Origin of the sequence: Candidatus Kuenenia sp. (assembly GCF_027493735.1) — a bacterium.
GTDB classification, from domain to species: Bacteria; Planctomycetota; Brocadiia; order Brocadiales; family Brocadiaceae; genus Kuenenia; species Kuenenia stuttgartiensis_A.
On record NZ_JAOSKF010000012.1, the window covers coordinates 18,785 to 45,521 of the forward strand.

Consider the following 26,737-nt stretch of genomic DNA (forward strand, 5'->3'; position numbering starts at 1 on the left):
TGGACGAGTAAATAATCCTATGCAGCTTTTACGTCAAGCGAATATGTTTGTTTTATCTTCCCGTTACGAGGGGGTTTCCTAATGCCTTACTTGAGGCCATGGCCTGTGGACTACCCGTAGTAAGTTTTGCTTGTCCTTCAGGGTCTCGGAAATTATCCGTGATGGTATAGATGGTTTGTTAGTACCACCGGAAGATGTAAATGCAATGGCAGCAGCTCATGGGTCAATTGATGACGGATGAGGCATTTGTATAAACGTCTGCATCGAGGGCGCCAGAAGTTCTTGAACGATTCAAAATGGCAAAGAACATGGATATGTGGGAAGAGTTTGTTAGCTGGTTGTGTAAAAGGAGAATAGAAGGTATGGATGATCACTCGATGGAAATAAAAAAGGGGGAACGTTTTGAGTTTGGCAAGAACTGGCGGCATTTTTTTGCTTGCATAAATGAAGATAGAATTCTCGAAGCGGAAAGATCATTAAAAACTATGTTGAGTATTGAAAATTTAGAGGGAAAATCATTCCTCGATATTGGTTCAGGTAGTGGGTTATTCAGTCTGGCGGCACGGCGTCTGGGTGCCCGCGTTCATTCTTTTGATTATGATCCACAATCTGTAGCCTGTACTCATGAGCTGAAACGGCGTTATTTCCCTAATGATAGCAACTGGACAATTGGAGAAGGTTCTGCTTTAGACACAAATTATTTAAGTGCATTGGGAACATTCGACGTCGTTTATTCATGGGGTGTGCTTCACCACACTGGGGACATGTGGAAGGCACTACAAAATAGTATTTTACCTGTTGCAAGCAGTGGAAAGTTGTTTATTGCTATCTACAACGATCAAGGTGGTCGGTCTAAACGCTGGCGAAGGATTAAGCAATTTTATTGTTCAGGGATGATTGGCAAGTGTTTGGTTAAGGCAATATTTTATCCGTGGCTCTTCACTTTAGCCGTATTGGCTGGCTTTGTAAAGTATCGCAACCCATTAGGCTATTTTATGAAATATAGAAAACGTCGTGGCATGTCAATTATTCGGGATTGGGACGATTGGCTAGGTGGTTATCCCTTTGAAGTAGCCAAGCCAGAAGAGATATTTAGCTTTTATAGAGAAAGAGGATTTGTTTTGGAAAAACTGAAGACGTGTGGTGGCAGGCTTGGTTGTAATGAATTTGTATTTGTAAAGGGAAATGTCTAATAAAAAAATACTCTTCCTTACCCGCTCGCTTAATTACGGTGGCGCCGAGCGGCAACTCGTAGCCCTTGCAAAAGGTTTGCATGAACGCAGGCATAAGGTAGAAGTGGCAGTCTTCTATCATGGTGGTCCACTTGAACGCGATTTACAGGAGGCAGGTGTACCCGTAATCAGCCTGGGTAAACGTAAACGGTGGGATGTATTTCCTTTTCTTTGGCGTTTGATATGTTTAGTATATCGCGAAAAACCGGATATCTTACATGGATACTTATTTGAAGCAAATCTTTTAACTATTCTGCTTAAACCCATGTTTCCTCGGGTTAGGATGATATGGGGGGTGCGTGAGTTTGGGTTGAAGATATTTTCTTTATTTATACTATGTTTTTTTATATGCATTATTCCACGGCAATTTTTGTTAGGGTCTCCTAAACAATCTCAGACAAATAGTCCCAAAGTATTATTGTTTTCTGCTATAGATACTGATTATCTTGCAGATACCCTTAGCGATTGGGGAGAAAATATTGGCATAAATGGATTTATGCTGGCATACGTTGCGGATTGGTGGACACCTAAGAAACAGATTTTTAAAGACATAGAGGTGTTAACAAAAATCAATAAAGAAGGGGCTGCTTACGGAATTGACAGTAATTTTATTAAAGTGGCTATTGGATATCGCGAATTACCAAATTGGACAGATGACAAGGCATGGGCAGTTGTTCTCAATAATTTTAGAAATATTGCGGATCTCATCAAACAATCAGGTACGAAAGGTATCGCACTTGATACAGAACCGTATAAAGCCTCTTTATTTGACACAAAGGCGGAACGATTTAAGTCAATGAATCGAGATATTTTGAAGGCCAAGATATACCAACGCGGCAAAGAGATAATGCAGTCGTTGACCGGAGTTTTCCCAGACATCGAGGTTATTATTCTGCCAGAGGGCGCCTTTTACTGGTTTAATCCAGGTGAAGGAACCATGCCGTATGCTTATGAGTTATGGATTGACTTTTTCAATGGGATGGCCAGCGTGAAGAACAACAAAGGTATCGTTGTCGCGGGAGAGTGTACATACAGTAATACAAGAGTGGACTCCATAACCTGGCTATATAACACGATTAATAAAACAATGAAACAACATGTAGAAGATCCCGTATTTTGGAAAGAAAGATGTTCAGTTGCACTTGGAATGTGGCCGCTTGGCAAGAGCTATTCAGACAAATCGGCGCGATATTCTCCCGTAAAATTTAAAGAACAATTTTTGCAAACGACAGCCTTATCTCCTAAATATGTTTGGATTTACGCATGTGGAGCACCATGGTGGCAAATGAAAAAGGCAGAGGTGAAGAAATATACTGCTAACGGGCGCTGGATTTGGGAGAAAAAGAATCAGGCATTACCAATGGATCCTGCGATTAAGGAATATTATGCTGTCGTTAAACAAAACAAAATCCGGCTCAACGGGAAATAAATAATACGTGTGTGCTCATGAGTAAAATAGGTATTGTTCATATAATCACCGGCCTGAATAGCGGTGGAGCGGAGGCCATGCTCAACAAACTTCTTTCCCGAATGGATAAAGAGGTTTTTGATCTGCAGGTGGTATCTCTCACGGGTCGCGGCACGTATGGAGAGAAGATAGAGTCCCTGGGGGTTAAGGTATATGCTCTTTGTATGAAAAGAGGAAGGTTCTCAATTATTGGATTCTGTCGTTTGATAAAACTTTTACGCGATTTAAAACCCGATCTCTTACAAGGCTGGATGTATCATGGCAACCTCGCCGCACAATTGGCCAGTTTTTTTATAAAATGGCAGGTGCCTGTATTGTGGAATATACGTCATTCTCTTTATTCTTTTGCTTACGAAAAAAAAGGAACCGCGATCGTAATTAAGATATGTAGGTATCTTACGGGATTTCCCAGGCGTATCGTTTATAATTCTAAAACCAGTGCAGAGCAGCATGAATACCTTGGATATCGAGGCGACAAACGTATTATCATTCCTAATGGCTTTGACGTCAATCTCTTCTCACCCTCTATTGAATCTGGCAAGGCAGTCCGTCACGAATTGGATGTTTCTTCAGATACACTTCTTATAGGTTTGATCGGGCGTTATCATCCCATGAAGGATCACACTAACTTTCTACAAGCCGCATCATTATTGCTAAAAGATTATTCAAATGTCCATTTCTTGCTTGCTGGTACTCAGGTAGATGGGCGTAATGAACGACTAAACCAGGTGATAAATAATTTAAATATTTCTACAAATGTACATTTACTTGGTGAGCGCATTGATGTACCTCGTTTAACAGCGGCATTAGATATAGCATCCTCTTCTTCTTATGCTGAAGCATTTTCAAATGTAATTGGTGAAGCGATGGGTTGTGGTGTGCCTTGTGTGGTGACGGATGTGGGAGAATCTTCCTCTATTGTTGGTGATACAGGTCTTGTTGTCCCGCCGCGCGATCCGGTTGCTTTGGCAAACGGCTGGCGAAAGTTAATTGAATTAGGGCGGGACAAACGATTAGCATTAGGCATGATGGCAAGGCAGCGTATCATAGAAAACTTTTCACTCGATGCCGTGGTAAAGAAATACGAAATGTTATACAAAGAAGTATTAGGGAGAAGTTGATATTTTCCTGAGAAATTTAATCAAAACCAATTTTCGCGCAAAGCCGCAAAGTGTGCAAAGAAAGGATGAACAATCCAATATGGATGAAAATCAGATATCGAGGATCATCGTGGATTGCTGTTATAGAATTCATGTAAACATCGGGCCGGGGTTATTGGAATCAGTATATCTCGAAATTCTCATATATGAATTGAAGAAATTGGGGTTGAAATGTGAAAAAGAGGTCGGAATACCCGTGCGTTATGAAGATATCAAGCTTGATCTTGGATTTCGGGCGGATTTGATTGTGGAAAATTTGGTAATTGTCGAACTGAAAGCCGTAGAAAAAGTTTTGCCTGTTCATAATAAACAATTATTGACTTATCTCAGATTAACGGGAGTGAAGCTAGGCCTGCTTGTTAATTTTAATGTTAATCTTATTAAGGATGGAATTGAACGGGTCGTCAATGGCTTATAGGATTTACCATTCAGTGTTTATGCTTTTCTTTGCGTGCTTTGCTTGTGCCGTGAAGTTAAGGAATAACGAAGTTCTTTAACAAGCTGTAATAAAGATGATACAACAATGGAAGTGCTACCCATTGCGAAGTATCGGCAACGCCATACAGGTGGGGTTGCCAAACCGCTCTACGCTGCAAAAGCTGTAAAGCTGCTGTAGTGAACGGATAGAGAAAAGGTGGAAGAAAATCCATCAGGTGTGACTTTAAGAGATGAATGCAAATGAATCGCTGAAGAAGTAACGAAATCACATAAGTTGTCGGGCAAAATCGCATTGTGCTAAGGATGCAGAAACAAGCATAGCGGAGACCTGTTTACTGGCTATGTGACCACCGTTATACAGGCGACATGACTTAAAGTTGGGCTTTAATACGGAACACGGGATATCCGTTTCGGGGTGACGGCTGCAAAAGCTGTGAAACGGAAGTCGGACTAAGCCATAATAGTGAAGATATTCCGTGAAAGTGGAAAGGAGCGAAGGGCTTAGGTTATTCAGTGCAGTATTCACTACAACAACCTTATGATGGGGGAGAAGACCCTCTTGGGGAAGATTAACAAATGAATACACCTAGCGCGGCCTTTGGCCGCAACCAAAAAGGTGATTTTTAGTTTATTATAAAGTATAGTAGTATCCTCGTAAATAGTAATCAGACAATTTGGAGGACACTACTTATGAATAAGTTGATGGAATTATATCGAGACAGGATCGTGGGTGCAATAAGCGGTCTGGACAGGATTCGTTTTCGCGGGACATTGCGGTGGTTGGCCAGTGAGCGTGGGATGGGAACATTCATGAACCAAGCGAGAATTCTGCTTAAGGATTTTTCCGGTTGGGTCAATGGGCTTACGGCACAGGTGCGAGACAGTTGTGAATCGCGGGCGAAAGATTTGGGTATCGAGGTGCGGTATTTGATGAGCAGCGGTGTTGATAAGGAGAAGTTGGCTCGCCAGATCGCGGCGGATAAGAGGATTACGGAAGGTTCCATCTGCCTGTTGAGTGTGGTAGAGCCTTGTATTGCGCCGATGGTCAAGGGCAACAAGGCCAGCAAGAAGCTCGAGTTGGTAATGGCGCCCCGCAAGTGTGTCTTTGTGTATCATTATTTTAACGATCCAGTGTTTGGTTTTGGTCATGTTCGTATCCAGAGTTGGGCGCCGTTTAATATTTTCATTTGTCTCAATGGTCGTCATTGGCTGGAGCGGCAACTTCAGAAGCAAGGTATTGATTATGTTAAGGACGGCAACTGTTTTGTGCGTATAGAGGATATTGCGGCTGCGCAGGTTCTGCTCCATGAGCAGCTTAAGACTGACTGGGCGAAGCTGCTGAACGGGCTTGCGTTGGGCAGTTGCCCGGCATTGTCGCAGATTCTTCGTCCGTTGGAACCGGAGTATTACTGGTCTGCGGATGAGACGGAGTGGGCGACGGACATCATGTTTAAATCGGTTGAGGCATTGGAGGAGTTGTTTCCATCGTTTGTTCATCATGCGATGCGGGTTTGCGACAGTTCTTCGGTGATGAAGTATTTGGGTAGGCGTAACCTTGCAGGCGCTGCCCCTGATGAGGTTATCAGCGACTATCGAAGACGCTATGAAGGTATACGGGTCAAGCACAGTGTGAATTATAATTCAGTGAAGATGTATAACAAGAGCGGTAGTCTCTTGCGTATTGAGACAACGATCAATAATACGCGGGACTTTAAGGTCTTTCGGAGTCCCAATGATGATGAAGGCAAACCGGCGTCATGGCAGAAGATGCGTAAGGGCGTAAGCGATCTTCATCGACGGTGTGAGGTGAGCCAACAATGCAATGATCGTTATGGGGATGCTTTGGCGGCGGCTCAGGTAGAGGAGAAACTGAAAGAAGTGGTGAGCAGCGCTTGTAACAAGGTTGTCAAAGAGGGCAAGAGGTATCGAGGTTTGAATCCCTGGCAGCAGGATGATTACCAGATGCTGATGTTCCTGTCCAAAGGCGAAAACGCGATAAATGGATTCCGCAACCATGATTTGCGTAAGTGGCTTTACCGGGAATCCGAACAATCCGGCAAGGATCAGCAAAAGAAATATTCCGGACGAACGACCCGACGGATAAAGATGCTGCGGGCACACGGTCTAATCCGCAAAGTTCCGAGGGCCAACCGCTATGTTTTGACGGAGAAAGGCCAGAAGTTCTCTTGTTCACTGATGACCGCTTCAGCCCTTGATATTAAAGCACTTACGGAAATGGCGGCATGAAAAACACGCATAAAAAACAAGAAATTGATGGATAGTAGTACGTATGCAAAACAATGCCGATTGAGTACAGCCAGGTGGTAAACGCATACCGCAAGAAATCAGTGGCAAAGCTCAATTCGATAAGACAAGCTAACCCAGCGTTGTTTTATCACTGGAAAATGGGATACCGTTGAAGCATATCAAGAATAACACGAGCCGTATGACAGGAGACTGTCACGTACGGTTCTGTGAGAGGCTTGGAGGTGAAACGCCTCCTTGCCTACTCGGCGGCTTTGCGTGATACAGACTTGAGCAGTTACGATTTTTATTTAAAAAATGATCAAATATGATAATTATTGCAAGAAAGAAAATATAGGACATTATGTGCGGAATAGCGGGTTTTTTAAGTAAAAACAATGGTCGTGCGAATAATGAACTTCGATTCATGGTAAATAAAATGGCTGATACACTTCAGCACCGTGGCCCGGACGATAGTGGCGTATGGGTGGATGCTGAAGTATGCGTTGCCTTAGGCCACCGCCGTTTATCTATTTTGGATCTCTCTCCCGAAGGTAATCAGCCCATGCATTCAGCGTGTGGACGGTATGTGGTTGCCTTTAATGGTGAAATTTACAACTATCGGGAGATTCGTGAAGAATTAGAAAAGAATTCTCAGGGTATTAAACCCACCTGGCGTGGTCACTCAGATACCGAAGTGATGCTGGAGGCCTTTCGACAATGGGGAGTTATTGCGGCTGTAAAACGTTTTAATGGTATGTTTGCCTTTGCCCTATGGGATCGAAAGGAACGTGTATTATGCCTTGTGCGTGATCGGGTTGGGGAGAAACCACTATATTATGGATGGATGGAAAAAACACTTCTATTCGGTTCGGAATTAAAGGCATTAAGAACCCATCCTGATTTCAAGTGTGAGATTAACCGCGACGCACTGACGCTTTATTTACGTCATAATTATATTCCTGCGCCCTATTCAATTTATAAGGGTGTTTATAAACTTCTGCCTGGCACAATATTGACAATTTCGCCATCTAAAGATTTCTCCTCAAATCCTATTCCGTACTGGTCAGCCAGGGAAGTTGCGGAACAGGGGAAGTTTGAGCCATTCACGGGATCTACAGAAGATGCTATTGCCCAATTGGATAACATACTGCGGGATGCAGTTAAGCTGCGGATGGAAGCCGATGTGCCCTTAGGTGCATTTCTTTCCGGAGGTGTGGATTCGTCAACCGTAGTGGCGTTAATGCAGGCGCAAAGTAGTCAAAAGGTGAAGACATTTACCATCGGCTTTTATGAGGATGGTTATAATGAAGCCAATCATGCGCAAGAGGTAGCTCGTCATTTGAGTACCGATCATACCGAATTGTATGTAACATCTAAAGAGGCGATGGAGGTTATTCCTAAACTCCCTGCTTTATATGATGAGCCTTTTTCCGATTCTTCTCAAATACCGACTTACCTTGTGTCTCAATTAACCAGAAATCATGTTACGGTTAGTTTGTCTGGCGATGCTGGAGATGAAGTGTTCGGGGGATATCCTAGATATACATGGACAAGGAATATCTGGAAAAGGCTTGGTTGGATGCCACGTCATCTTCGATGGGCTATTGCCCGTGGATTGACCACTGTATCAACAAGGGTATGGGACGATGTATACAAGAAATCGAGTCATCTATTACCCGGTTTCATGAAACATCGAATGTTTGGCGATAAATTACATAAATTAGCTGAAATACTAAATGTTGGCGGACAAGAAGAGTTATATCGGCAATTAGTTTCTCACTGGAAGTTACCGTCTTCGGTTGTTTTGGGTGGAACTGAACCGCTAACTCCTCTTTCAGATAAAAAAAGTTGGGCAAATTTAATTAATTTTACAAAAAAGATGATGTTTTTGGACATGATTACCTATTTACCGGACGATATTCTGGTAAAAGTGGACAGGGCTGCTATGGGGGTAAGTCTGGAGACACGTATACCATTTCTTGACCACCGCCTCATAGAATTTGCCTGGCGGTTACCGCTTTCTATGCTTGTGCATAATGGCCAGGGGAAGTGGTTGCTGAGGCAAGTGTTGTATAAATATGTTCCAAAGCGTTTAATCGAACGGCCGAAGATGGGGTTTGGGGTACCTATTGATACGTGGCTGCGCGGCCCTTTGCGAGACTGGGCAGAAGAACTTTTGGCTGAGAAACGACTTCTAAATGAGGGATTTTTTAACCCGATTCCAATCAGGGAAAAGTGGCTGGAGCATCTTTCAGGCAGGCGGAATTGGCAGTATTATCTATGGGATATCCTTATGTTTCAGGCATGGCTGGAGAATCAATCATAATGAAGGTTGTTGTTGTAGCCGGTTTAGCTGCGTCTTTGGTAAACCTTCGGGGGCCTTTGCTTGCAAAGATGGTTAAAGAAGGCCATGATTTAAGAGGTTTATATGGCAACAGTCATAGATATGAACAGACTGATTGAATCCGGCGAATCGCAGACCGTCGAGTTCAAGACGTCCTTCTACCGGGAAACCATCGAAACACTCGTTGCCTTTGCCAATGCCCAGGGAGGAACAGTCCTTGTCGGTGTTGCGGATGATGGTTTGGTAAAGGGCGTTACCATCGGGAAGGAGTCGTTGAACGACTGGCTGAGCCAGATTAAATCAGCCACCAGTCCCTCGATTATCCCCGATATCGACGCAGTAACGATGGGGGGGAAAACCGTCGTCACCATTTGCATCAATGAATATCCGGTGAAGCCGGTGAATACCAAGGGCAAATACTACAAACGGGTTGCCACCTCAAACCACCAGCTCACTCTGTCTGAAATCACCGACCTGTACATGCAGTCCTTACAGCTTTCATGGGATTCCTACGAAGCGCCCCGCCAGTCGCTTGATGCTCTCTCCGTTACCAAGATCGAAAAGTTCATTGATCAGGTAAATCAGGGTGGCCGCTTCAGCCTCGACAATTCCCCCCTGCTCGCTCTCGAAAAACTGAAATATGTTGTCAACGGCCGACCCACTTGGGCGTCGCTGCTCCTCTTTGCCGGAGAGGCGCTGCGGCACCATATTCATATCGGTCGTTTCAAAACACCGACTATGATTCTAGATGACCGCCAGATAACTGACACCCTGTTCGAGGCGGTAGATCAGGCTATGAAATTTATTGTTTCGTACATCAGTGTGGCCTTTACCTTTGATGGTAGCCTGCAACGCAAGGAGCGCTTTGCCTATCCTTTGCCCGCGCTGCGCGAGGCTCTGCTCAACGCCGTTGTTCACCGGGATTACGCCAACTCCTCGGACATTCAGATCAAGATATTCGATGACAGGATTACCATCTTCAGTCCCGGCAAGCTGTATGGAGGCTTGAGTATTGCCGATCTGTCCACGGATCATTACCAGTCCCGATTGCGCAACAAGCTGATTGCAGAGGCTTTCTATCTGACGAAAAACATCGAAAAATACGGCAGCGGCTTTATCCGCATCCGCAAGGAACTGGAAGTATACCCGGAGATTGTCTTTACTGTGGAAGAGATTGGCGGCGGAGTGTTAGTGACCTTCAGGCTGGGTGGCGGTGTAAGTGGCGGTGTAAGTGGCGGTGTAAGTGGCGGTGTAGACGAAATCCTGAACTATATAAGGATGAAACCCGGAGTGAAGAGGGGCGAGATTGCAGTAACCTTTAACATCCGCCAAAGAACCCTTGAACGATGGCTCAAGCGCCTCAAAGACGAGAAAAAAGTTATTTTCAAAGGAGCTCCGAAAACAGGCGGCTACTTTGCGGCAGAGGCGATCAATGATGGTCAAGTGCCTCGTTGATTTCAGCAGAACTTATTGAACGTTTTAAAATGGGATTTGGGGTGCCTATTGATACATGGCTGCGCGGCCCTTTGCGAGACTGGGCAGAAGAGTTGTTGAATGAAAATCGGCTTAAGCGGGAAGGCTTCTTTCATTGTGCACCGATTAGACAGAAGTGGGCAGATCACTTGTCTGGCAAACGAAACTGGCAGTACCTTTTTGGGATGTGTTGATGTTTCAGGCGTGGCTTGAGAAGGAGGTTGCTTTTTGGCAAGAGTCTTAGTTCTTGGTAGTTTTGCAGAATCTTTAGTAAATTTTAGGGGGGCTTTATTAAAGGATTTTGTCTCCCTGGGGCATGAGGTGTACGCATGTGCTCCCAATGCCTCAAAGGAAATCAGAGATAAACTTTCCCAACTGGGGGTTGAGTATCGGGACGTATATCTATCCAGAACAGGGATGAATCCTTTAAGCGATGTTCGTACGTTTTTGTCATTATACAATCTTATGAGACGTACTAAACCGGATATATTTTTGGGCTATACCATCAAACCGGTATTATACGGCTCACTGGCAGCCAGGTTGACCGGAGTTTCAGGTATATTTTCTATAATCACAGGATTGGGATACGCTTTCTCTCGTCGTAATTTAAGGCAACGGTTTATCGGTGCTATAGCACGCTTCCTTTATAAAATAAGTTTAAACTGCAATCAAAAAATTTATTTTCAGAATCCGGATGACTGCAATTATTTTAACCGGCTTGGGCTTTTAAGAAGAGCAGGGCAAGCAGTACTGATCAACGGTTCAGGAGTAAACGTGTCTGACTTTAAGATGATGCCGGTTCCTACGGATGTTTCATTCCTGCTAATTGCCCGTTTACTTAAGGATAAAGGGATTTATGAATATGTAGAGGCGGCACGCATAGTTAAGGCTAAGTATCCGGATGTTGTATTTCGCTTAGTGGGGTGGATTGATGAGAACCCTGATTCCATTAAAAAAAAGGACCTGAATTTATGGATTGCTGATGGTATCATTGACTACCTTGGCAAGCTAGACGATGTTCGCCCTGCAATTACTGCGTCTTCGGTATATGCGCTACCCTCCTACTACGGGGAAGGCACACCACGTACCGTGTTAGAGGCTATGGCTATGGGACGGCCTGTTGTGACGACTGATGCGCCAGGCTGCCGTGAAACAGTGAGAGAAGGTGAGAACGGTTTCTTAGTACCTGTGAAAGATGTAAAAGCACTGGCTTGCGCGATGGAACGATTTATCTTACGACCAGAATTAATAGAAAAGATGGGTAGGAGAAGCCGAGAGATTGCCGTTGAAAAGTATGATGTTCATAAGGTAAATGCTGTAATTATGAAAACAATGGGATTGCATAGTGAAAAGATTGTTTGATGTTACTCTTCTTAATCCATTATGAAGGTTATTTGGAGAGTTTTTTTAAATAGAGTATGATTATTGAGAAATCAAATAAGAATGTAAGGAATATTTTAATGATATGTGCTACATAGAAAGATTTACCAAATTATTTGAAGAATCAGGTGTTAAATCTGCCGTATATAAAAATACACTTTGGGGGATATATAATGAAATGGTTCAACCCATTGGCCCTGTAATGTTTGATTATTCGTTATCTTTTGAAGAAGCCAAATACATATTAAATCAAGTAGGAGGAATTTTAATTAGATGGACAGATGGCTTCGTAGAAAATGAAACCAAAGGGTGGTATGCTGTTATTTGTGATAAATTTTTAGATATATCGGAGCTGCCATCAAAAAATAGAAGTGAGATTAGAAAAGGTCTAAAGAATTGTAACATTGAAATGGTTGATGCAGGGTTTATCGCTAAAAAAGGGTATGAAGTGTTTATTTCTGCCTTTAGCAGATACAAAGGAGTAAAAAAACAAAAATTGCCGAACTTGAATTCGGTAATAATATTATGAAAACAAGATCTTTTGATGACATCGTGCATTATTGGGGAATCTTTTATGAAGGCAAGATGATAGGATATTCTACTAATTATATATTTGATAACATTGAGGCTAATTATTTCGCAATATATTTTCATCCTTCTTATTTAAAACTAAATCCATCTTGTGCTTTGTTTTACACAATGAATAAATATTATTTACAAGAAAAAGAATTTAAGTATGTTAATGCTGGATTCAGAAGTGTTTTGCATGAAACTGGAATACAAGATTTTTACAGAATAAGTTCCTTTTCAAAAAAGCTTATACAAACCTTCATATAGTTTATAAACCTTATATCAATGTTATATTGAGAATATTATATCCTGTCAGATCATTTTTAGGAAAAATAGAACCAAAAATAGAAGCTTTATATATGCAGGATTTTCTTTCAAATAAGATTACAAAAAGATCATGAGATGAAAGGAGCAGAAATGTTAAAAGTGCTATTTTATTTGATAATGGCCATGAAATCCCCCTCAAAACATTTCAGGGTAAAAATGAAATAGGTTTTGAGGTTAGCCTTACAAAAGAGAGGGTACATCTCATATGGATGAAAAAACACGATAATGCTCAGTAGGAGAGAGGATTGTAGAAATACTTTAAAGAAGAATATGAGTACCAAAAGACTTAAAAATATAGAGGTAGAGCAAATCGCTAATCTTCACAATAAATACATAGATACAGGATTTTTGAGTACCCTGGGAATCCCTTTTTAAAACTTATATACCAATTAATGAATAATTCAAATAATGCTTTTTATCTAATAGAAGTGGAAGATGGGAAGATTGTTGGGTTTGTATCAGGGGTAATTAGTATTCGTGGGTTTTATAAGGAATTTTTTAAAAAGAATTTTATAAAAGGAACAGTATATTTATTACCAAAATTATTAAAGCCGGTAACTATGAGAAAGACCTTAGAAACTTTATTTTATCCGGCAAAAAAAGAAAACGACCTGCCAGACGCAGAATTATTAAGCATCGTTGTTGAAGAAAATTATCAAGGTAAAGGCGTGGCGAGAAAGCTTTTTATTAAATTAGTAGATGAATTCAAAACCAGAGGGGTTTTTCGATTTAAAGTGGTTGTGGGATCAAATCTCATAGCTGCTTGTCGATTTTATGAAAAAAATGGGTGGAGTTTATGATTCAGAAACAGAAGTTCATAAGGGTGAAAAGTCCAGGGTATATAAATGGGATCTTATGAACGAGAGGTCATAATTCCAATTTACATGAGTGACGTAATAGGCGTAATATTTACACTATTATAGGATACTGTGTAAAAACTTTTTTTATTCGAGGATTTTCGCTCTAATAATTCCCAGTTTTACGAGGGATAAGAGGAGAATCTTCGCTGTGTTATACGTTGGCCAATGTATTTTCCTCGGTCATGCTCTCCTATAAACATGGGTTCAGATATTTCTTTATGCTTCCCATAGTCTTTGCAACCCTTCATTTCAGTTACGGACTTGGGTCAATATGGGGATTGCTGACCGTAAGGAAATGGATTACGAAAAATGGACATATCTTTTATGGTAAGTTAAAATAACGCTAAAATTCTTATACATATAAACAGGAGGTGATCATGTCTACAAAGGTTGTTCATCCATATATAACTTCAAAAGAAGATATAGGCGGAGGAAAGTCAATAATCGTTGGAACAAGGACGAGGGTATCGAATATCGTGGCCTATTACAGACTCGGCCTTTCGCCTGAAGAACTTGCACGAGAATTCCCCCATCTTACACTTTCGCAAATACATGATGCTCTATCATACTATTATGAGCATCAGGAAGATATAGATAAGGAGACAGATGAAAATAGTGAAGAAAACATTAAGAAACTTATTCAGAAATAAAGATAAAGCCCTATCTTGACGAAGATGTTCCGCTGGCTTTTGCACAAGCACTCATAAACAGAGGGGTTAATGCAGTTACCACCCAGCAGGTAAGAAATGATGGAAAGTCTGACGAGGAACAACTTGCTTATGCTACGAAAGAAGGAAGAGCGATATTTACCCATAATAAGTGAGATTTTGCCATCCTGCATAATGAATATTTGAGAAACGGAAAAGAGCATGCAGGAATAATATTATCTGACCAACTGCCGGTCGGAATTCTTCTAAAAAGATTTATGAAACTCTGGTTCTCGCTCAATGATATAGACACGAGAAGTAGATTGGAATTTTTAAGCAATTGGAGATGATTATTTCTCTCTATTGCCGGTATTTTAATACATAATTTTGGACCTCGGTTGTGGGCTTCTGGCTGTAATTTCAGGCTGTTATGCATTGGCCAATGTATTTTCTTCGGCCATGCTCTCATATAAACATGGGAACAGATATTTCTTTAGCCTTCCCATGGTCTTTGCAATCCTTCATTTCAGTTACGGACTTGGGTCAATATGGGGATTGCTGACTTAAAAAAAATAAGTCATACGTCGTAAGTCGAAAGTCGAATAAATACAAATCGTACGTCATAAGTTTTAAGTCGTAAGTCAAAAAATATAAGACATAAGACATAAAAGAGAACGAAAAGGGTCGCATCTTAATTATTAAACAATCTCTATGACAATTGCAGAATATAAAATACAACGGGAAAAAGAAACACCCGGGAATAACAGACAAGTCAATGGATTGGGAAAGCCAAAACAAGGACTATCCCCCTTTAACCGATTTTTAAAAAGAGGCTTCGATTTTGTAGTCTCTTCAATAGGCTTGATCCTGACAGGCTGGATTATCATTCTGGCTTATATAGCGGCTTTAATTGATACGAGGGAAAGTGGGGTTTTTACTCAAACACGTATTGGGAAACATGGGAAACCCTTCACGGTTATTAAAATTCGCACAATGCGTTATATCCCATCCATTGATACAACAGTTACTACTACACATGATCCTCGGATTACACCGCTTGGTCGATTATTCCGCAAGACAAAGATTGATGAGCTACCTCAACTGATTAATGTGTTTTTTGGGCATATGAGCTTTGTAGGACCACGGCCTGATGTCCCTGGTTTTGCAGATATGCTAACGGGTGATGATCGGGTGATTTTGTCTGTAAGGCCTGGTATTACAAGCCCGGCAACATTGAAATACAAAAATGAGGAAGAGATTTTGGCAGCGCAAGGTGATCCGGAAAAATATAATCGAGAGGTGCTTTTCCCTGATAAAGTAAAGCTAAACCGTGAATATGTTGAGAATTATAGCTTTATTAATGATATTAAATATATTTTCCAGACGATTTTTGGTTAAACGGGAAATTAAGAAGTTGGGAAGGTGTGAGGTTGAAAAGATGGGAAATTGGGAGGTTATGAAGAGGGGGTGTTTTGATGAGTAAATTGAAAATTATAGCTGAAGAAAAAGCGACAGAAGAGATAGTTAAATCTGCTATTTCTGCTGAAATAAAGAGACTGGAAATTGGTTTGAATAGGACGAACAGGGAAATAAAAGAATTTGAAGGGGAATATGAGGTTTCATCAGAAATATTTTTAAAGGAATTTACTACAGAAGATTTAAAAGGTGGTGATGATGAATACATTACATGGGCAGGTGAATTGAAAATACGGGATAGAATTCTTGATGAACTGAAAAAGCTTAAAGATATTGAATATGTTAATAGCTGAATATTTGCAAGAATTTGCAAAGATAATTAATGAATATTCAAAATCCGGCTTTATTATAACATCGTAACTAAAGATTGATTCCAGGACAGAAAAGATTGGTTTAATAAAAACAATTATACAATTCATTGATGATTCAAAGCTATTTGTTACTGAATATGTTGACCTGAGATACAAGATTGAAAAACTTTCTTATGCATTCCATTACCAGGATAAAAAGACAATATAATATTCCGATATGATAATGCTGTGCATAAACCAATGTTAAGCTTTAAAAATCACAAGCATTTTGAGGGAACTATTCTCAATTCTGAGATTCCGAAATTGAGAGATGTTTTAGAAGAAATAATGGGTGCATTCCCGATTGTTTGTAAGCGTTCATGGAGTCGGGGCAAAACAACCCTGACAGGGTTTGGAACCCTGTCAGGGTTAACACTACTGCAACGTTTCATTAAAACATGGCGGAAATCACAAAAAATCGGGAATACACCCGAAATAATAAGTAATTATTTGAACAAATATTCAATAAATGGCTGAGTTAAATAAAAGTATTTTTCTCTCTCCGCCTCACATGGGCGGGCAGGAGCTTGAATTTGTCAAACAGGCCTTTGAGAGCAACTACATTGCGCCGGTTGGGCCACATGTTGATGCGTTTGAGCGGGAATTCTCTGAGATGGTAAGTATTCCGCATGCGGCGGCCGTGTCGAGCGGCACCAGCGCAATGCATCTTGCCCTGCGTCTGTTGGGTGTCGGCCCTGGCGATGAGGTGATTGCTCCATCTTTCACTTTTATTGGTGGCGTGAGTCCGGTTATTTTTCAGGGCGCAAAACTGTCATTTGTCGACTCTGAGGCAAAGTCATGGAATATGGACCCTGATCTGTTGGCAGAAGAGCTGTCATTCAGAAATAAGCAGGGCAATCTCCCGAAGGCGGTCATCAGTGCAGACATACTCGGACAGGCTGCTGACCTTGACAGGATTCTCGATATCTGTAATCAGTACCATATCCCAGTTGTCTCAGACTCGGCTGAGGCCCTTGGTGCAACGTATAAGGGACGACATGCCGGGAAGGGATCTGCCTTTGTGGTGTATTCTTTTAACGGAAACAAGATCATCACCACGTCCGGGGGCGGGATGCTGGCCTCAGACGATGGGGACCTGATAAAAAAGGCAAAATTCCTTTCACAGCAGGCCCGTGACCCTGCGCCTCACTACGAACATACGCAGATAGGGTACAACTACCGGATGAGCAATATTGTTGCGGCGATTGGCCGGGGCCAGTTGCGCGTTCTGCATGAGCGTGTCGAAAAGAAGCGCTGGATATGTGACTATTACCGTAAGGTACTGGCCGATATGCCTGGGATCGAATTCATGCCTGAGGCCTCATACGGGCGAGCGACCAGATGGCTGACCGTCATACTGATTACGCCTGAGGACTTTGGTGCTGACCGGGAAGCAGTCCGTCAGGCATTGGAAAGAGAGAATATCGAATCCCGCCCTGTCTGGAAACCGATGCATATGCAGCCGGTTTTTAAGGGCTGTTCCATGCGCGGCGGTGCAGTGTGTGAAGACCTTTTTAAAAGAGGGCTTTGTTTACCATCCGGGACTGCGATGACGACCGGTGATATTGATAGGGTGATAAGGGTGATAAAGGATTGTCATAGAAAATGAAATTGTAAGAGAAATAAGGAGACACTATGAGCAATGACAGGTATGAAAAGGTAGCACAATTAGTCAAAGGGATATTTGAAAAGGAATTTGGAAAGTTATCAACCGATGATTTTAATGAAGTCGTAAAGATATTGAGAATTAATAAAGAAGAGGCAAAGACCGATTTTAATAAATTCTATAAAGACCTTGACCAGGATGGGAAAAAAGAGGTTGATTTTATGATGAGTTTATAAAATTGCTTTATTGTACAACCCCAAAAACCCCGATGTGAAAGTCGTAAAGAAGAAAGAAATTTACGAACTCTTTCCCCATTGCCAAATCGATCTCAAATGCATCACCCTTGCCCCGTATTCATAGCTATTGTGCTATCTCCTGGAGAAGATGCCATTTTTGAGAACACATTATCTGGTTACAATAAAAAAAGATAGCCAAGGCACAAAATGAAAGACGACTTTCTCCCCCTTACCCTTTGAGTTTTTCCCCCGGTGGGAAGCTTTGCCGTATCTTATTTTGCAATCCATGAATGGATAGGCATAGCAGGTTATAAGCTGCTTGTGTGGCTTTAATAGAAATTGCCCTTTTCCTTAAAGGTATATAGCAACAAGAATGGATACACCACAATATTTACCCTGTTTAAAAAAGAATGCCTATAATATAATCCGGGGTAATATGATGAGTCGCTGTCGGCTATTTAATCCGCACTCACAAGCAACACCTTATTTAACAGGGTTTACTTGAACACGAAATTGAAATTGATTAAGATGTTTAAAGGAGGTAATAAAGAATGCAAAAGGTTGCTATGGATATACCAGATGATTTGTATAAAAAGATAGAAGAAGAGGTAAGGCTTGGTACATTTTCTGATGTGTCTGAAGCTATAAATGCTGCGCTTAGAAAGGCGTATGCCGAAAAAAGCAGGACATATCTGAGATGGCTTGTAAAGAAGGAGGGTATCACTGAGACATCGATGTTGAAAGAGATTGAGAATATTCGAAGATGAGGTACAAAATATTTCTGGACACTAATATTCTTATCTCCGGTATCTTTTTTGAGGGCAGCGAGTCTAAGATATTGAATATGCCGGAACTGTACCTGATTACCAGTGAGGATGTGGTTGACGAACTCAAGAAGGTTACTAAAAAGAAGCTAAAATACCTCGGAGAACGTACCCTTGAGATTGCCCTATCGGAGATAGACAGAGCTTTGTGTGATATAGAAATATTAGCGAGGAAGAAATATGCAGGAGAATTGGCAAAGGCAAAAGAGTTGATAGCCCATGAAAAAGATATACCGATACTGGCCGCAGCGCTTTATGCAAGGGTAGATTGTCTGCTTACGGGTGATTCGCACTTCTTTACAGATAAAGTTAAAGCTGTTATTAAAGGGGTGCATTCCCGATTTTTTGTGACTCCCGCCATGTTTAATAAAACGTACAGTAGTGTTAACCCTGACAGGGTTTCAAACCCTGTCAGGGTTGTTTTGCCCCAACTCCATGAACACTTACAAAAAATCGGGAATGCTCCCTTATTAAAGTTAGAACAACAAAGGATTTCCTCGAAGAAATAAGGAAGGTTTACTAGGTGCATTCCCGATTTTTTGTAAATCTTCACACCTGCCTGTTGTAAGAGGGGTATTGTATCGCAAGCATTCTTTTTTATTTTAACCCTGTCAGGGTTTTTTATGTAAATTGTAGTGGCAAGGCGTGCCTTGTCACTGCGAAGCTGAATCCAACAATAATGATATGGAATGGTGGATTCGCTATCGCTTAATCCACCCTACATTTGAATTTTTTTACAAAAAATCGGGAATACTACCTTTGTTTATTGTTTGGAAGGTTTAAGAAGGCGCACCTGCACCTACGAGGTGTAGTTTTGTTTAAATAAAAATATATGAATGATTTCCTACCATTTGCCCTGCCGGATATTGGTGAAGAAGAGATCGCTGAAGTGGTCGACTCACTTCGCTCCGGATGGCTCACGACCTGACCTAAAACGAAACGCTTTGAAGAGGATTTTGCTGCTTTTATTGGTGATGGGGTTGAGGCAATTGCCGTAAATTCTGCTACGGCAGGGTTGCACTTAGCATTAGAGGCATTGGGAATTGGTGCCGGAGATGAAGTAATTACAACCCCACACACCTTTACGGCAACGGCAGAGGTGATTCGCTATTTAGGCGCACATCCAGTCTTTGTTGATATTGACCAAAATACTCTTAACATTGATCCATTAAGAATAGAGAGCGCGATTACGCCACGTACTAAAGCGATTATTCCGGTACATTTTGCTGGACTGGCTTGCGATATGGATCCGATTATGGCAATTGCCAAAAAATACGGATTGAAGATAGTTGAAGACGCTGCGCATTCATTGCCGACTACGTATCATGGGAAATTGGTTGGTACGCTTGAAACTGATGCTACGGTGTATAGTTTTTATGTGACTAAGACTATTGCAACTGGTGAGGGGGGAATGATTGTACTTCGTGATGCTGAGATTGCAAAACGGTGTCGTGTAATGCGATTGCACGGAATTAATCGTGATGTGTTTAATAGATACACTGCAACAAAACCTTCCTGGCATTATGAGGTGGTTGCCCCTGGCTTTAAATATAATATGACCGATGTTGCCGCAAGTCTTGGGATTCATCAACTGAAAAAGGCACGGGCGTTTCAAAAACGACGCACTGAGATGGCAGCGTATTATGATGAAGCATTTAGTGATTTGCCGGTTACCTTACCTCCCAAGGCGCAGGAGTATGACCTGCACGCATGGCATTTGTATATAGTGCGTTTAAAACCAGAGGTCTCTATTTCCCGCGACCGCTTTATTGAACTGATGGCTGAAAAGGGTATTGGTTGTAGTGTTCATTTTATACCGCTCCATTTACATCCTTATTGGCGTGATACGTATAATCTTAAACCGCAGGATTTTCCTAATGCCTTAGCTGTGTATGAAAGAGCAGTTAGTTTGCCTCTGTATACAAAAATGACTGAGAAAGACCAGGTCAGGGTTGTGGAAGCAGTGAGAGAGATAGTTTTGGGCGGCGGAAGTTAGGTGAGGGGTGTTGGGTTAAAGGTGTTAGGTGGAAAATTGAAAGTTATGAAGATTTGGAGGTATATCAAAAAATGTGTGATTTGCATATAGAGGTGAATGATCTCACGTTTACACTTCCAAAGTTTGAGCTGTATGAACTTGGTCACAAGTAAGACGCGCTTCTAATTCTGCTCCTGCAAATGTTGCAGAAGGTTGGAATAATAAGCATGTGAATATGTATCTTGAAGGAAGAAACAGGGCTTTGGGAGAAACCAGAGAAACGATGCTTCAGGGAACATTCCCGATTTTTGTAAAAATGTAATTAGCAGGGGGAGTGGAAGAATAGTAACTCAAGCTTCCAGCTTGAGGGTAAAATGCCACAAGCAGGATGCTTGTGCTACAATGTACAATGTACAATTAGTTAACCAAAAATCGGGAATGTTCCTGTTGTTCAAACTATGTCCCCCGCTGGCGGGGGTGCAGGGGTGGACTGGATTTCTCCATCGATTCAACTACCCCTTTATTATGAAAACAAATTTGACCCTCTTTCCCACGCTCCGCAGACTGGTCAAATGGACAATTTTATCCTGTTTCGTGACATGCATTCCCGCAGAACGTAGGAATGAGAAGAAAAACTTATGGCTATTCATGTTATAAACCTCCCAGATTTCCTCCGCAGACAATTCCACCCCCTTAATCCCCCGCCAGCGGGGGACAGGCTTGCCACATCCCTTGCAGCATTGTTTTGCCCCAATCACACAAACGGTTACAAAAAATCGGGAATGCTCCTGAGAAACGAAATATCATCTTAAAATGACATTTAGAAAAGGATATATTGAAGAGCTAAAGTTTAAAGATTTGATTAATCGATATGAAGAATGCAGCAGGATGTTAAAATCTCTGGAAAAATCCCTAATTTCCTGGAAGATAAAAAACAATACCAAATGAACTATAATTACCAAATACCAATAACCTACTACCCAAAACCAAAAACCTACCACCTTTAACCTATAAAAAAATGAAGCGTCTGTTTGACATTATTTCCTCCTTTTTCTCACTGCTTATCCTTCTTCCGCTTTTTCTTCTGATTGCAATCCTTATTAAACTTGACAGCGCCGGGCCTGTCTTTTTTATACAAAAAAGGGTAGGGAAGAATTTCAAGCTATTTAGTTTATACAAATTCAGGACAATGGTTGTTGACGCATCACAACGCGGTCCGCAGATTACCTCTGCGGGTGACTCTCGTATCACGAAGATTGGGAGGTTTCTAAGAAAAACAAAGTTTGATGAACTTCCGCAAATTATTAATGTGCTCAAGGGTGATATGAGCGTTGTAGGACCCAGGCCTGAGGTATTAAAATATGTTGAGATGTTTAAAGATGATTACAAAAATATATTGAAAGTAAAGCCAGGTATAACAGATTATGCTGCTATTGAGTTCAGAGACGAGGAGTGTGTGTTGAAAAAATTCAAAGACCCTGAAGGCGGTTATATAAAAGAAGTCCTTCCGTTAAAGATAAAACTGTATAATAGATATGTTAATGAAAGAAGCCTTTCCACAGATATGAAATTGATTTTTCTAACATTATGGAAGATTGTTAAAGGTTAAAGGTCTCTGGTGAATGCAAGACTTTTGAAACCTTCTTAGAAGGAGAAGTGGGGGAATTGGGGTCACCTTGAATATAGAATGCTTTGATAAAAGAGAGTACACCTTATTTTATACTATATGGGGGGTTGTGTTATGACAAATAAAGAAATATGGGCTGAATTGGCTCACAAGATCAAGGAGTTGTTTCGGGTTAAGCTGAACGAATTTCGGACCGAGGATTTTGTGGCTGTGTCGGATTTACTGGGATTTCATGCATATAAGAAAGCAGATACAGGGGAGCGGTTAAAGCCGATTGCAGATTATGTACTACCTGAGATTATTGGCACAAACCTGAATCATGCTGTGGAAGCCTATGAGTGGCAAACCCATACCCCAATGACCGAAGATGGAACCATAGTGTCAGGCTTCTGGGACAGGGAGAAAGAAAAAGAACCGCCAGCGGGGTATGAGATGGATCCCGAAAGGCGGTTTTTGCGAAAATCGGGGTTCAGGTAAACAGTGAAAAAGGTGGGCAATACCCAAGGGGGTGGGGGTCAGACCTTGATTATAGAATATGCTCGGCGAGATTGTAGAAATACGTTTCTTAAATAATGAATAGTGATATTTTCTCTTGCGTTAATATAGCGATTTCTGATCAATTATTTAAGATTTAAGATACTTTGTACCTTATTGCCACGAAGCCACAAAGCCACGAAGAGAAACACAAAATAGTTGTAATAATAAGTTTTTGAAAACCTTTTTGCCTTGGTGTCTTAGTTTGTGCCGTGAAGTTAAGGAATAACGAAGTTCTTTAACATGCTGTAATAAAGATGATACAACAATGGAAGTGCTACCCATTGCGAAGTATCGGCAACGCCATACAGGTGGGGTTGCCAAACCGCTCTACGCTGCAAAAGCTGCAAAGCTGCTGTAGTGAACGGATAGAGAAAAGGTGGAAGAAAATCCATCAGGTGTGACTTTAAGAGATGAATGCAAATGAATCGCTGAAGAAGTAACGAAATCGCATAAGTTGTCGGGCAAAATCGCATTGTGCTAAGGATGCAGAAACAAGCATAGCGGAGACCTGTTTACTGGCTATGTGCCCACCGTTATACAGGCGACATGACTTAAAGTTGGGCTTTATTATGGAACACGGGATATCCGTTTCGGGGTAACGTCTGGAAAAGACGTGAAACGGAAGTCGGACTAAGCCATACGAGTGAAGATATTCCGCGAAAGTGGAAAGGAGCGAAGGGCTTAGTTTATTCAGTGCAGTATTCACTACAACAACCTTATGATGGGGGAGAAGACCCTCTTGGGGAAGATTAACAAATGAATACACACGTATGCAAAACAGTGCCGATTGAGTACAGCCAGGTGGTAAACGCATACCGCAAGAAATCAGTGGCAAAGCTCAATTCGATAAGACAAGCTAACCCAGCGTTGTTTTATCACTGGAAAATGGGATACTGTTGAAGCATATCAAGAATAACACGAGCCGTATGACAGGAGACTGTCACGTACGGTTCTGTGAGAGGCTTGGAGGTGAAACTCCTCCTTGCCTACTCGGCGGCTGAAAAATTTATGAATTATAATGAAATATAGGGAATAGAACTTAATTGTTCAATTTAGTGAGAGATATTCAAAACATTGTGCCCCTCTTCGTAGTTCGTAAAAGGTTTAAAAAGGATGAAATATTGAAATAACATAAAATTTGGTATAATTATCAAGTAATTAAAGCACGAAAGTGAAGAAAAGAATATACATTAAATTTATCGCACAATGCTTAAAGGAGTTTTAGAATGACTGACATTAGATTGATTTCCAAACGGAATCGTCAAATAAAACCATTAGTGGAAGCAGCGTTGGCAAATGAGTTGCGCCTACTGGAAACAGGGATAAGGCAAACGGAAGAAAGGCTACAGGAATTTGAGAAAAAATATCAGATGCTAACGCAAGATTTTATCTCTCGCTACGAAAATGATGAATTTGAAGAGACTATGACTATGGATTTTGTGGAATGGATTGGTGAGTCGAGATTATTAAAATGTTTAAGGGAGAAGGCAGGAGCAATAAGGGATATCCAATTTACGAATTGAAGGCTATTTTATTCAGATACAAAAAGTTGTTGAATCATGTTCTGTTATCCAATTATCAAATGTTACGTATGATAAACGCGGGACACATGAAGGTTTTATTCAAGGTAAGCTTCAATTTATGGATAGTTCTATTTTACATTGGCGTGAATTTGTTGATGTAGAGATAACAGCAGATCGTTTAATGTATGTTTATCAATACATGGATTCCTCCGATAGGATTGTCTTTCGTTATGACAACACTGGTCACCACAAAAAATTAAACCTATCCACACATCCGCATCATAAACACGAAGGAAGGAGGTTTAAAAATGCTTGATACCTGTTATTTTTGTAAAGGGAAGGTAATTCAGCAGCAGGTCACAATTGACTATCGCTGGGGTGATGATCTGGTAGTTATTAAAGACGTTCAGGCAGGTGTCTGCCAGCAGTGTGGGGAAAAATACCTGACAAGTGGTGTTTATAAGGACCTTGAATGTTTGGCACAGAGCAAAAGCCACTTGAGGGGAAAGATGACAGTTGATATTTTAGCGTTTGAAGAAAGTACAACTGCATAAATAAAAGTGTGTGGTCAGACCTTGATTATGGAATATGCCTGACACGTGTATAACAATATTTGAAGGGTATTGAGGTTAAATCTTGATTATAGAATATGTTTAGCGAGATTGTAAAAATACGTTATTTTAGTCCATTACTATGGCACGACCCTGGAAAATCCAATATAATGCAGTTTATCACATTATATAGGGGTGTAGTTTTCATTTTACGTAAGATAATGAGTTTATGCGGAACGCTTGAGTTGAATATATTGCTTCCAGAATGCATCCCATCTGTTCGATTTAACAAAGCAGCGCAAATGCAGAATACGTTGCCCGCCATTTCGATTCCACCGCATACCGCTACGACCCAAACGTGTTTTTACAATACTTTTGCAAGCTGCTTCAACGGGGCCGCTACCAATAGGCAGGTCGCGGGCAAGGAAATCAGCGTAGTGCATTTTATCCTGATTACGCATAAAATAAGTTATCTCTACCGCCAATTTTTCCTGACGACTTTTCGGCAGATTTCTAGAATAATAGGCCATCGAACGCAGAACAGATTCTGCTCCGTCGCTGTCCTCAAGAAGCTTCTTGCGATATTTATTGTACCAGACGTTGCTCGAATCGTTACTTTTGCCAAACAACGCTTCGCCGGCTTTCGAGAGATGTTCGGTTGTATGATAAAAATCTATCAGTTTTTCGTAGTCATCGTATATCGAAGTCTTTTCTGCATACGACCAGAGCGAACGTTGGCCGTCGCACAAAAAGATCTTCGTTGTGTTATCTGGAAGTTTTTTCTGGGCTGCAAGTACTTCTTGTTCAAGCTGCTGTTTAAAGGCTGTCGCTCCATCCTGGGGCATTCGTGCAATATAACACGATTGCAGTCTTTGAGGCCTTTCTTCTTCTCCGGAGGGCAATGCATAACAGGTATCGCCCCTACCATGGCGTTTTTATATGCGGTATTTTCACTCGAAGATGCTTTAAGGCTGGGACGTTGTGCCGGGCGGCCTTGCTGGATGCCTTGTTCCCGCAAAAGAACATTAACACCATCCATGCTAACAACAAAAACATCCGTCTTTTGTGGAATCTGCTGAACGTCCAGAACGGCCTGCATAATTGTATCAGCATGTGTTTCCACAATGTCACCGATGTTGTCGGTAATATTCTTGATTGCCGTCGCCGATGGGTGAAACCATGCGCATTTTTCAAACAGTTGCTGTGTCTCATCTGCGGTCAGATGAGCCATGGAAAATGCAACGGCCTGACGTACCTCTTCGGTGGCAAATTCATCCTTCATGCCCCAAAAATTATCCAGAGGACAATAAGACTTTCCTCCGGCATCAGCTTGATACAGAGAGCGAGCTATTTGTATCAAGCCAAAGGGTGTCAGAAAGATCTTGGGACTGACCATCTTCTGGCGGAGTATCTCGCCGTTGATCTCCAGTGTCGTTTCATTAATATCATGGAATTCGATAAATCTCTGATAGGCTTTTCTGCCTGCCTCAGAAAAAGCATCTTTCAGGGCTGCAGAAAAGTCCATAGCAAAATCAGCGGTAAGTTCCTTCACATTTACTTTATCAGCAAAATCTTCCATTTTTTGTTCAAATACTTCCATTGCAAGTTTAATAGATTTCTGTATAATCACTTTCTGACTCCTTTCAATTTACCTAACCGGTCTTTTTACACTTACTTACAGTATAAGCAATTGAACACGTCTTTCTATTAAATTTTACGTAAAATTGAAAGTACACCCTTATATAGTAAGTCGTATGTCGTAGGTCGTAGGCCGTGAAACTGTTTTAATTGGTTGAATTGGTTTTGTCAGTTGATTTTGTTAAGAATCAGTTGTTATTTAATAAAATGTGAAAGGTTTTGAATTCAACAAATATTTCGGCATCATG

26 protein-coding genes and 1 pseudogene are annotated in these 26,737 nt (G+C 41.3%); 25 read left to right on the plus strand and 2 right to left on the minus strand.

The genetic code is table 11. The features are described from left to right. Positions 1-362 precede the first annotated feature (362 nt). The 25 genes and pseudogenes from M5U24_RS06690 (at position 363) to M5U24_RS06810 (ending at position 24,854) form a co-directional block, all read left to right on the plus strand. Positions 363-1,193, plus strand: a complete 831-nt coding sequence (locus M5U24_RS06690) for a class I SAM-dependent methyltransferase (RefSeq protein ID WP_099324249.1) — start codon at positions 363-365, stop codon at positions 1,191-1,193. Next, positions 1,186-2,661, plus strand: a complete 1,476-nt coding sequence (locus tag M5U24_RS06695; RefSeq protein ID WP_298201933.1) for a glycosyltransferase — start codon at positions 1,186-1,188, stop codon at positions 2,659-2,661. The genes M5U24_RS06690 and M5U24_RS06695 overlap by 8 nt, the downstream gene beginning before the upstream one ends. A 17-nt stretch (positions 2,662-2,678) precedes the next feature. Continuing rightward, entirely contained in the window at positions 2,679-3,821 is a 1,143-nt protein-coding gene (locus tag M5U24_RS06700; protein WP_099324245.1) for a glycosyltransferase, read from the plus strand. 79 nt (positions 3,822-3,900) lie between these two features. Further along, positions 3,901-4,278, plus strand: coding sequence for a GxxExxY protein (locus tag M5U24_RS06705; protein WP_099324244.1), 378 nt, complete (start codon positions 3,901-3,903; stop codon positions 4,276-4,278). A 710-nt stretch (positions 4,279-4,988) separates the two neighbouring features. Continuing rightward, a complete protein-coding gene (locus M5U24_RS06710) occupies positions 4,989-6,545 on the plus strand; it encodes a hypothetical protein (protein ID WP_099323647.1) in 1,557 nt (518 codons plus the stop codon). Positions 6,546-6,906: 361 nt separating this feature from the next. Then, positions 6,907-8,871 carry an asparagine synthase (glutamine-hydrolyzing) gene (gene asnB / locus M5U24_RS06715; RefSeq protein WP_099324243.1) on the plus strand — a complete coding sequence of 655 codons (1,965 nt, stop codon included), beginning with the start codon at positions 6,907-6,909 and terminating at the stop codon, positions 8,869-8,871. Then, on the plus strand, positions 8,871-9,008 hold the full coding sequence (locus tag M5U24_RS06720; RefSeq protein ID WP_172953473.1) for a hypothetical protein: 138 nt from the start codon (positions 8,871-8,873) through the stop codon (positions 9,006-9,008). Before asnB ends, M5U24_RS06720 begins: the two co-directional genes overlap by 1 nt. Then, positions 8,974-10,344, plus strand: a complete 1,371-nt coding sequence (locus M5U24_RS06725; RefSeq protein ID WP_099324242.1) for an RNA-binding domain-containing protein — start codon at positions 8,974-8,976, stop codon at positions 10,342-10,344. Before M5U24_RS06720 ends, M5U24_RS06725 begins: the two co-directional genes overlap by 35 nt. Before the next feature lie 99 nt (positions 10,345-10,443). Next, positions 10,444-10,575 (plus strand): hypothetical protein, encoded by a 132-nt coding sequence (locus M5U24_RS06730; protein ID WP_261341084.1) that lies wholly within the window; start codon positions 10,444-10,446, stop codon positions 10,573-10,575. Positions 10,576-10,590: 15 nt separating this feature from the next. After that, a complete protein-coding gene (locus M5U24_RS06735) occupies positions 10,591-11,724 on the plus strand; it encodes a glycosyltransferase family 4 protein (protein WP_099324241.1) in 1,134 nt (377 codons plus the stop codon). A gap of 103 nt (positions 11,725-11,827) precedes the next feature. Continuing rightward, complete coding sequence (locus M5U24_RS06740) at positions 11,828-12,271, plus strand: hypothetical protein (protein ID WP_298201935.1); 444 nt, start codon at positions 11,828-11,830, stop codon at positions 12,269-12,271. A 748-nt stretch (positions 12,272-13,019) separates the two neighbouring features. Beyond that, a complete protein-coding gene (locus tag M5U24_RS06745; protein ID WP_338140595.1) occupies positions 13,020-13,439 on the plus strand; it encodes a GNAT family N-acetyltransferase in 420 nt (139 codons plus the stop codon). Positions 13,440-13,876: 437 nt separating this feature from the next. Further along, positions 13,877-14,149, plus strand: a complete 273-nt coding sequence (locus M5U24_RS06750; protein ID WP_099324238.1) for a DUF433 domain-containing protein — start codon at positions 13,877-13,879, stop codon at positions 14,147-14,149. Positions 14,150-14,926: 777 nt separating this feature from the next. Further along, on the plus strand, positions 14,927-15,544 hold the full coding sequence (locus M5U24_RS06755; RefSeq protein ID WP_197705330.1) for a sugar transferase: 618 nt from the start codon (positions 14,927-14,929) through the stop codon (positions 15,542-15,544). Positions 15,545-15,621: 77 nt separating this feature from the next. Next, positions 15,622-15,915, plus strand: coding sequence for a hypothetical protein (locus M5U24_RS06760; protein ID WP_099324235.1), 294 nt, complete (start codon positions 15,622-15,624; stop codon positions 15,913-15,915). Positions 15,916-16,483: 568 nt separating this feature from the next. After that, the gene (locus tag M5U24_RS06765; protein WP_298202133.1) at positions 16,484-17,581 is read left to right on the plus strand and encodes an aminotransferase class I/II-fold pyridoxal phosphate-dependent enzyme; all 1,098 of its coding nucleotides are present in this window, start codon (positions 16,484-16,486) and stop codon (positions 17,579-17,581) included. A gap of 26 nt (positions 17,582-17,607) precedes the next feature. Continuing rightward, positions 17,608-17,814, plus strand: a complete 207-nt coding sequence (locus M5U24_RS06770; protein WP_099324232.1) for a hypothetical protein — start codon at positions 17,608-17,610, stop codon at positions 17,812-17,814. Positions 17,815-18,365: 551 nt separating this feature from the next. Continuing rightward, positions 18,366-18,581: a hypothetical protein gene (locus M5U24_RS06775; RefSeq protein ID WP_099324231.1), complete on the plus strand. Its 216-nt coding sequence runs from the start codon at positions 18,366-18,368 to the stop codon at positions 18,579-18,581. After that, positions 18,578-19,147 carry a PIN domain-containing protein gene (locus M5U24_RS06780; protein WP_099324230.1) on the plus strand — a complete coding sequence of 190 codons (570 nt, stop codon included), beginning with the start codon at positions 18,578-18,580 and terminating at the stop codon, positions 19,145-19,147. The genes M5U24_RS06775 and M5U24_RS06780 overlap by 4 nt, the downstream gene beginning before the upstream one ends. A gap of 431 nt (positions 19,148-19,578) precedes the next feature. Next, a pseudogene (locus M5U24_RS06785) lies at positions 19,579-20,634 on the plus strand (DegT/DnrJ/EryC1/StrS family aminotransferase); the annotation flags it as partial. 997 nt (positions 20,635-21,631) lie between these two features. Beyond that, positions 21,632-22,222, plus strand: coding sequence for a sugar transferase (locus M5U24_RS06790; protein ID WP_099324227.1), 591 nt, complete (start codon positions 21,632-21,634; stop codon positions 22,220-22,222). A 132-nt stretch (positions 22,223-22,354) separates the two neighbouring features. Then, a complete protein-coding gene (locus M5U24_RS06795; RefSeq protein WP_157820382.1) occupies positions 22,355-22,717 on the plus strand; it encodes a hypothetical protein in 363 nt (120 codons plus the stop codon). 1,286 nt (positions 22,718-24,003) lie between these two features. Continuing rightward, complete coding sequence (locus tag M5U24_RS06800; protein ID WP_099324225.1) at positions 24,004-24,300, plus strand: hypothetical protein; 297 nt, start codon at positions 24,004-24,006, stop codon at positions 24,298-24,300. Positions 24,301-24,418: 118 nt separating this feature from the next. Beyond that, positions 24,419-24,616: a DUF6516 family protein gene (locus M5U24_RS06805; RefSeq protein ID WP_298201941.1), complete on the plus strand. Its 198-nt coding sequence runs from the start codon at positions 24,419-24,421 to the stop codon at positions 24,614-24,616. Next, entirely contained in the window at positions 24,609-24,854 is a 246-nt protein-coding gene (locus M5U24_RS06810) for a YgiT-type zinc finger protein (RefSeq protein WP_099324224.1), read from the plus strand. The genes M5U24_RS06805 and M5U24_RS06810 overlap by 8 nt, the downstream gene beginning before the upstream one ends. A gap of 224 nt (positions 24,855-25,078) precedes the next feature. On the opposite strand, the gene M5U24_RS06815 is transcribed toward M5U24_RS06810, so the two are convergent. Continuing rightward, positions 25,079-25,600 (minus strand): hypothetical protein, encoded by a 522-nt coding sequence (locus M5U24_RS06815; protein ID WP_298201943.1) that lies wholly within the window; start codon positions 25,598-25,600, stop codon positions 25,079-25,081. After that, positions 25,528-26,481: a hypothetical protein gene (locus tag M5U24_RS06820; RefSeq protein ID WP_099324222.1), complete on the minus strand. Its 954-nt coding sequence runs from the start codon at positions 26,479-26,481 to the stop codon at positions 25,528-25,530. Before M5U24_RS06820 ends, M5U24_RS06815 begins: the two co-directional genes overlap by 73 nt. Positions 26,482-26,737 lie beyond the last annotated feature (256 nt).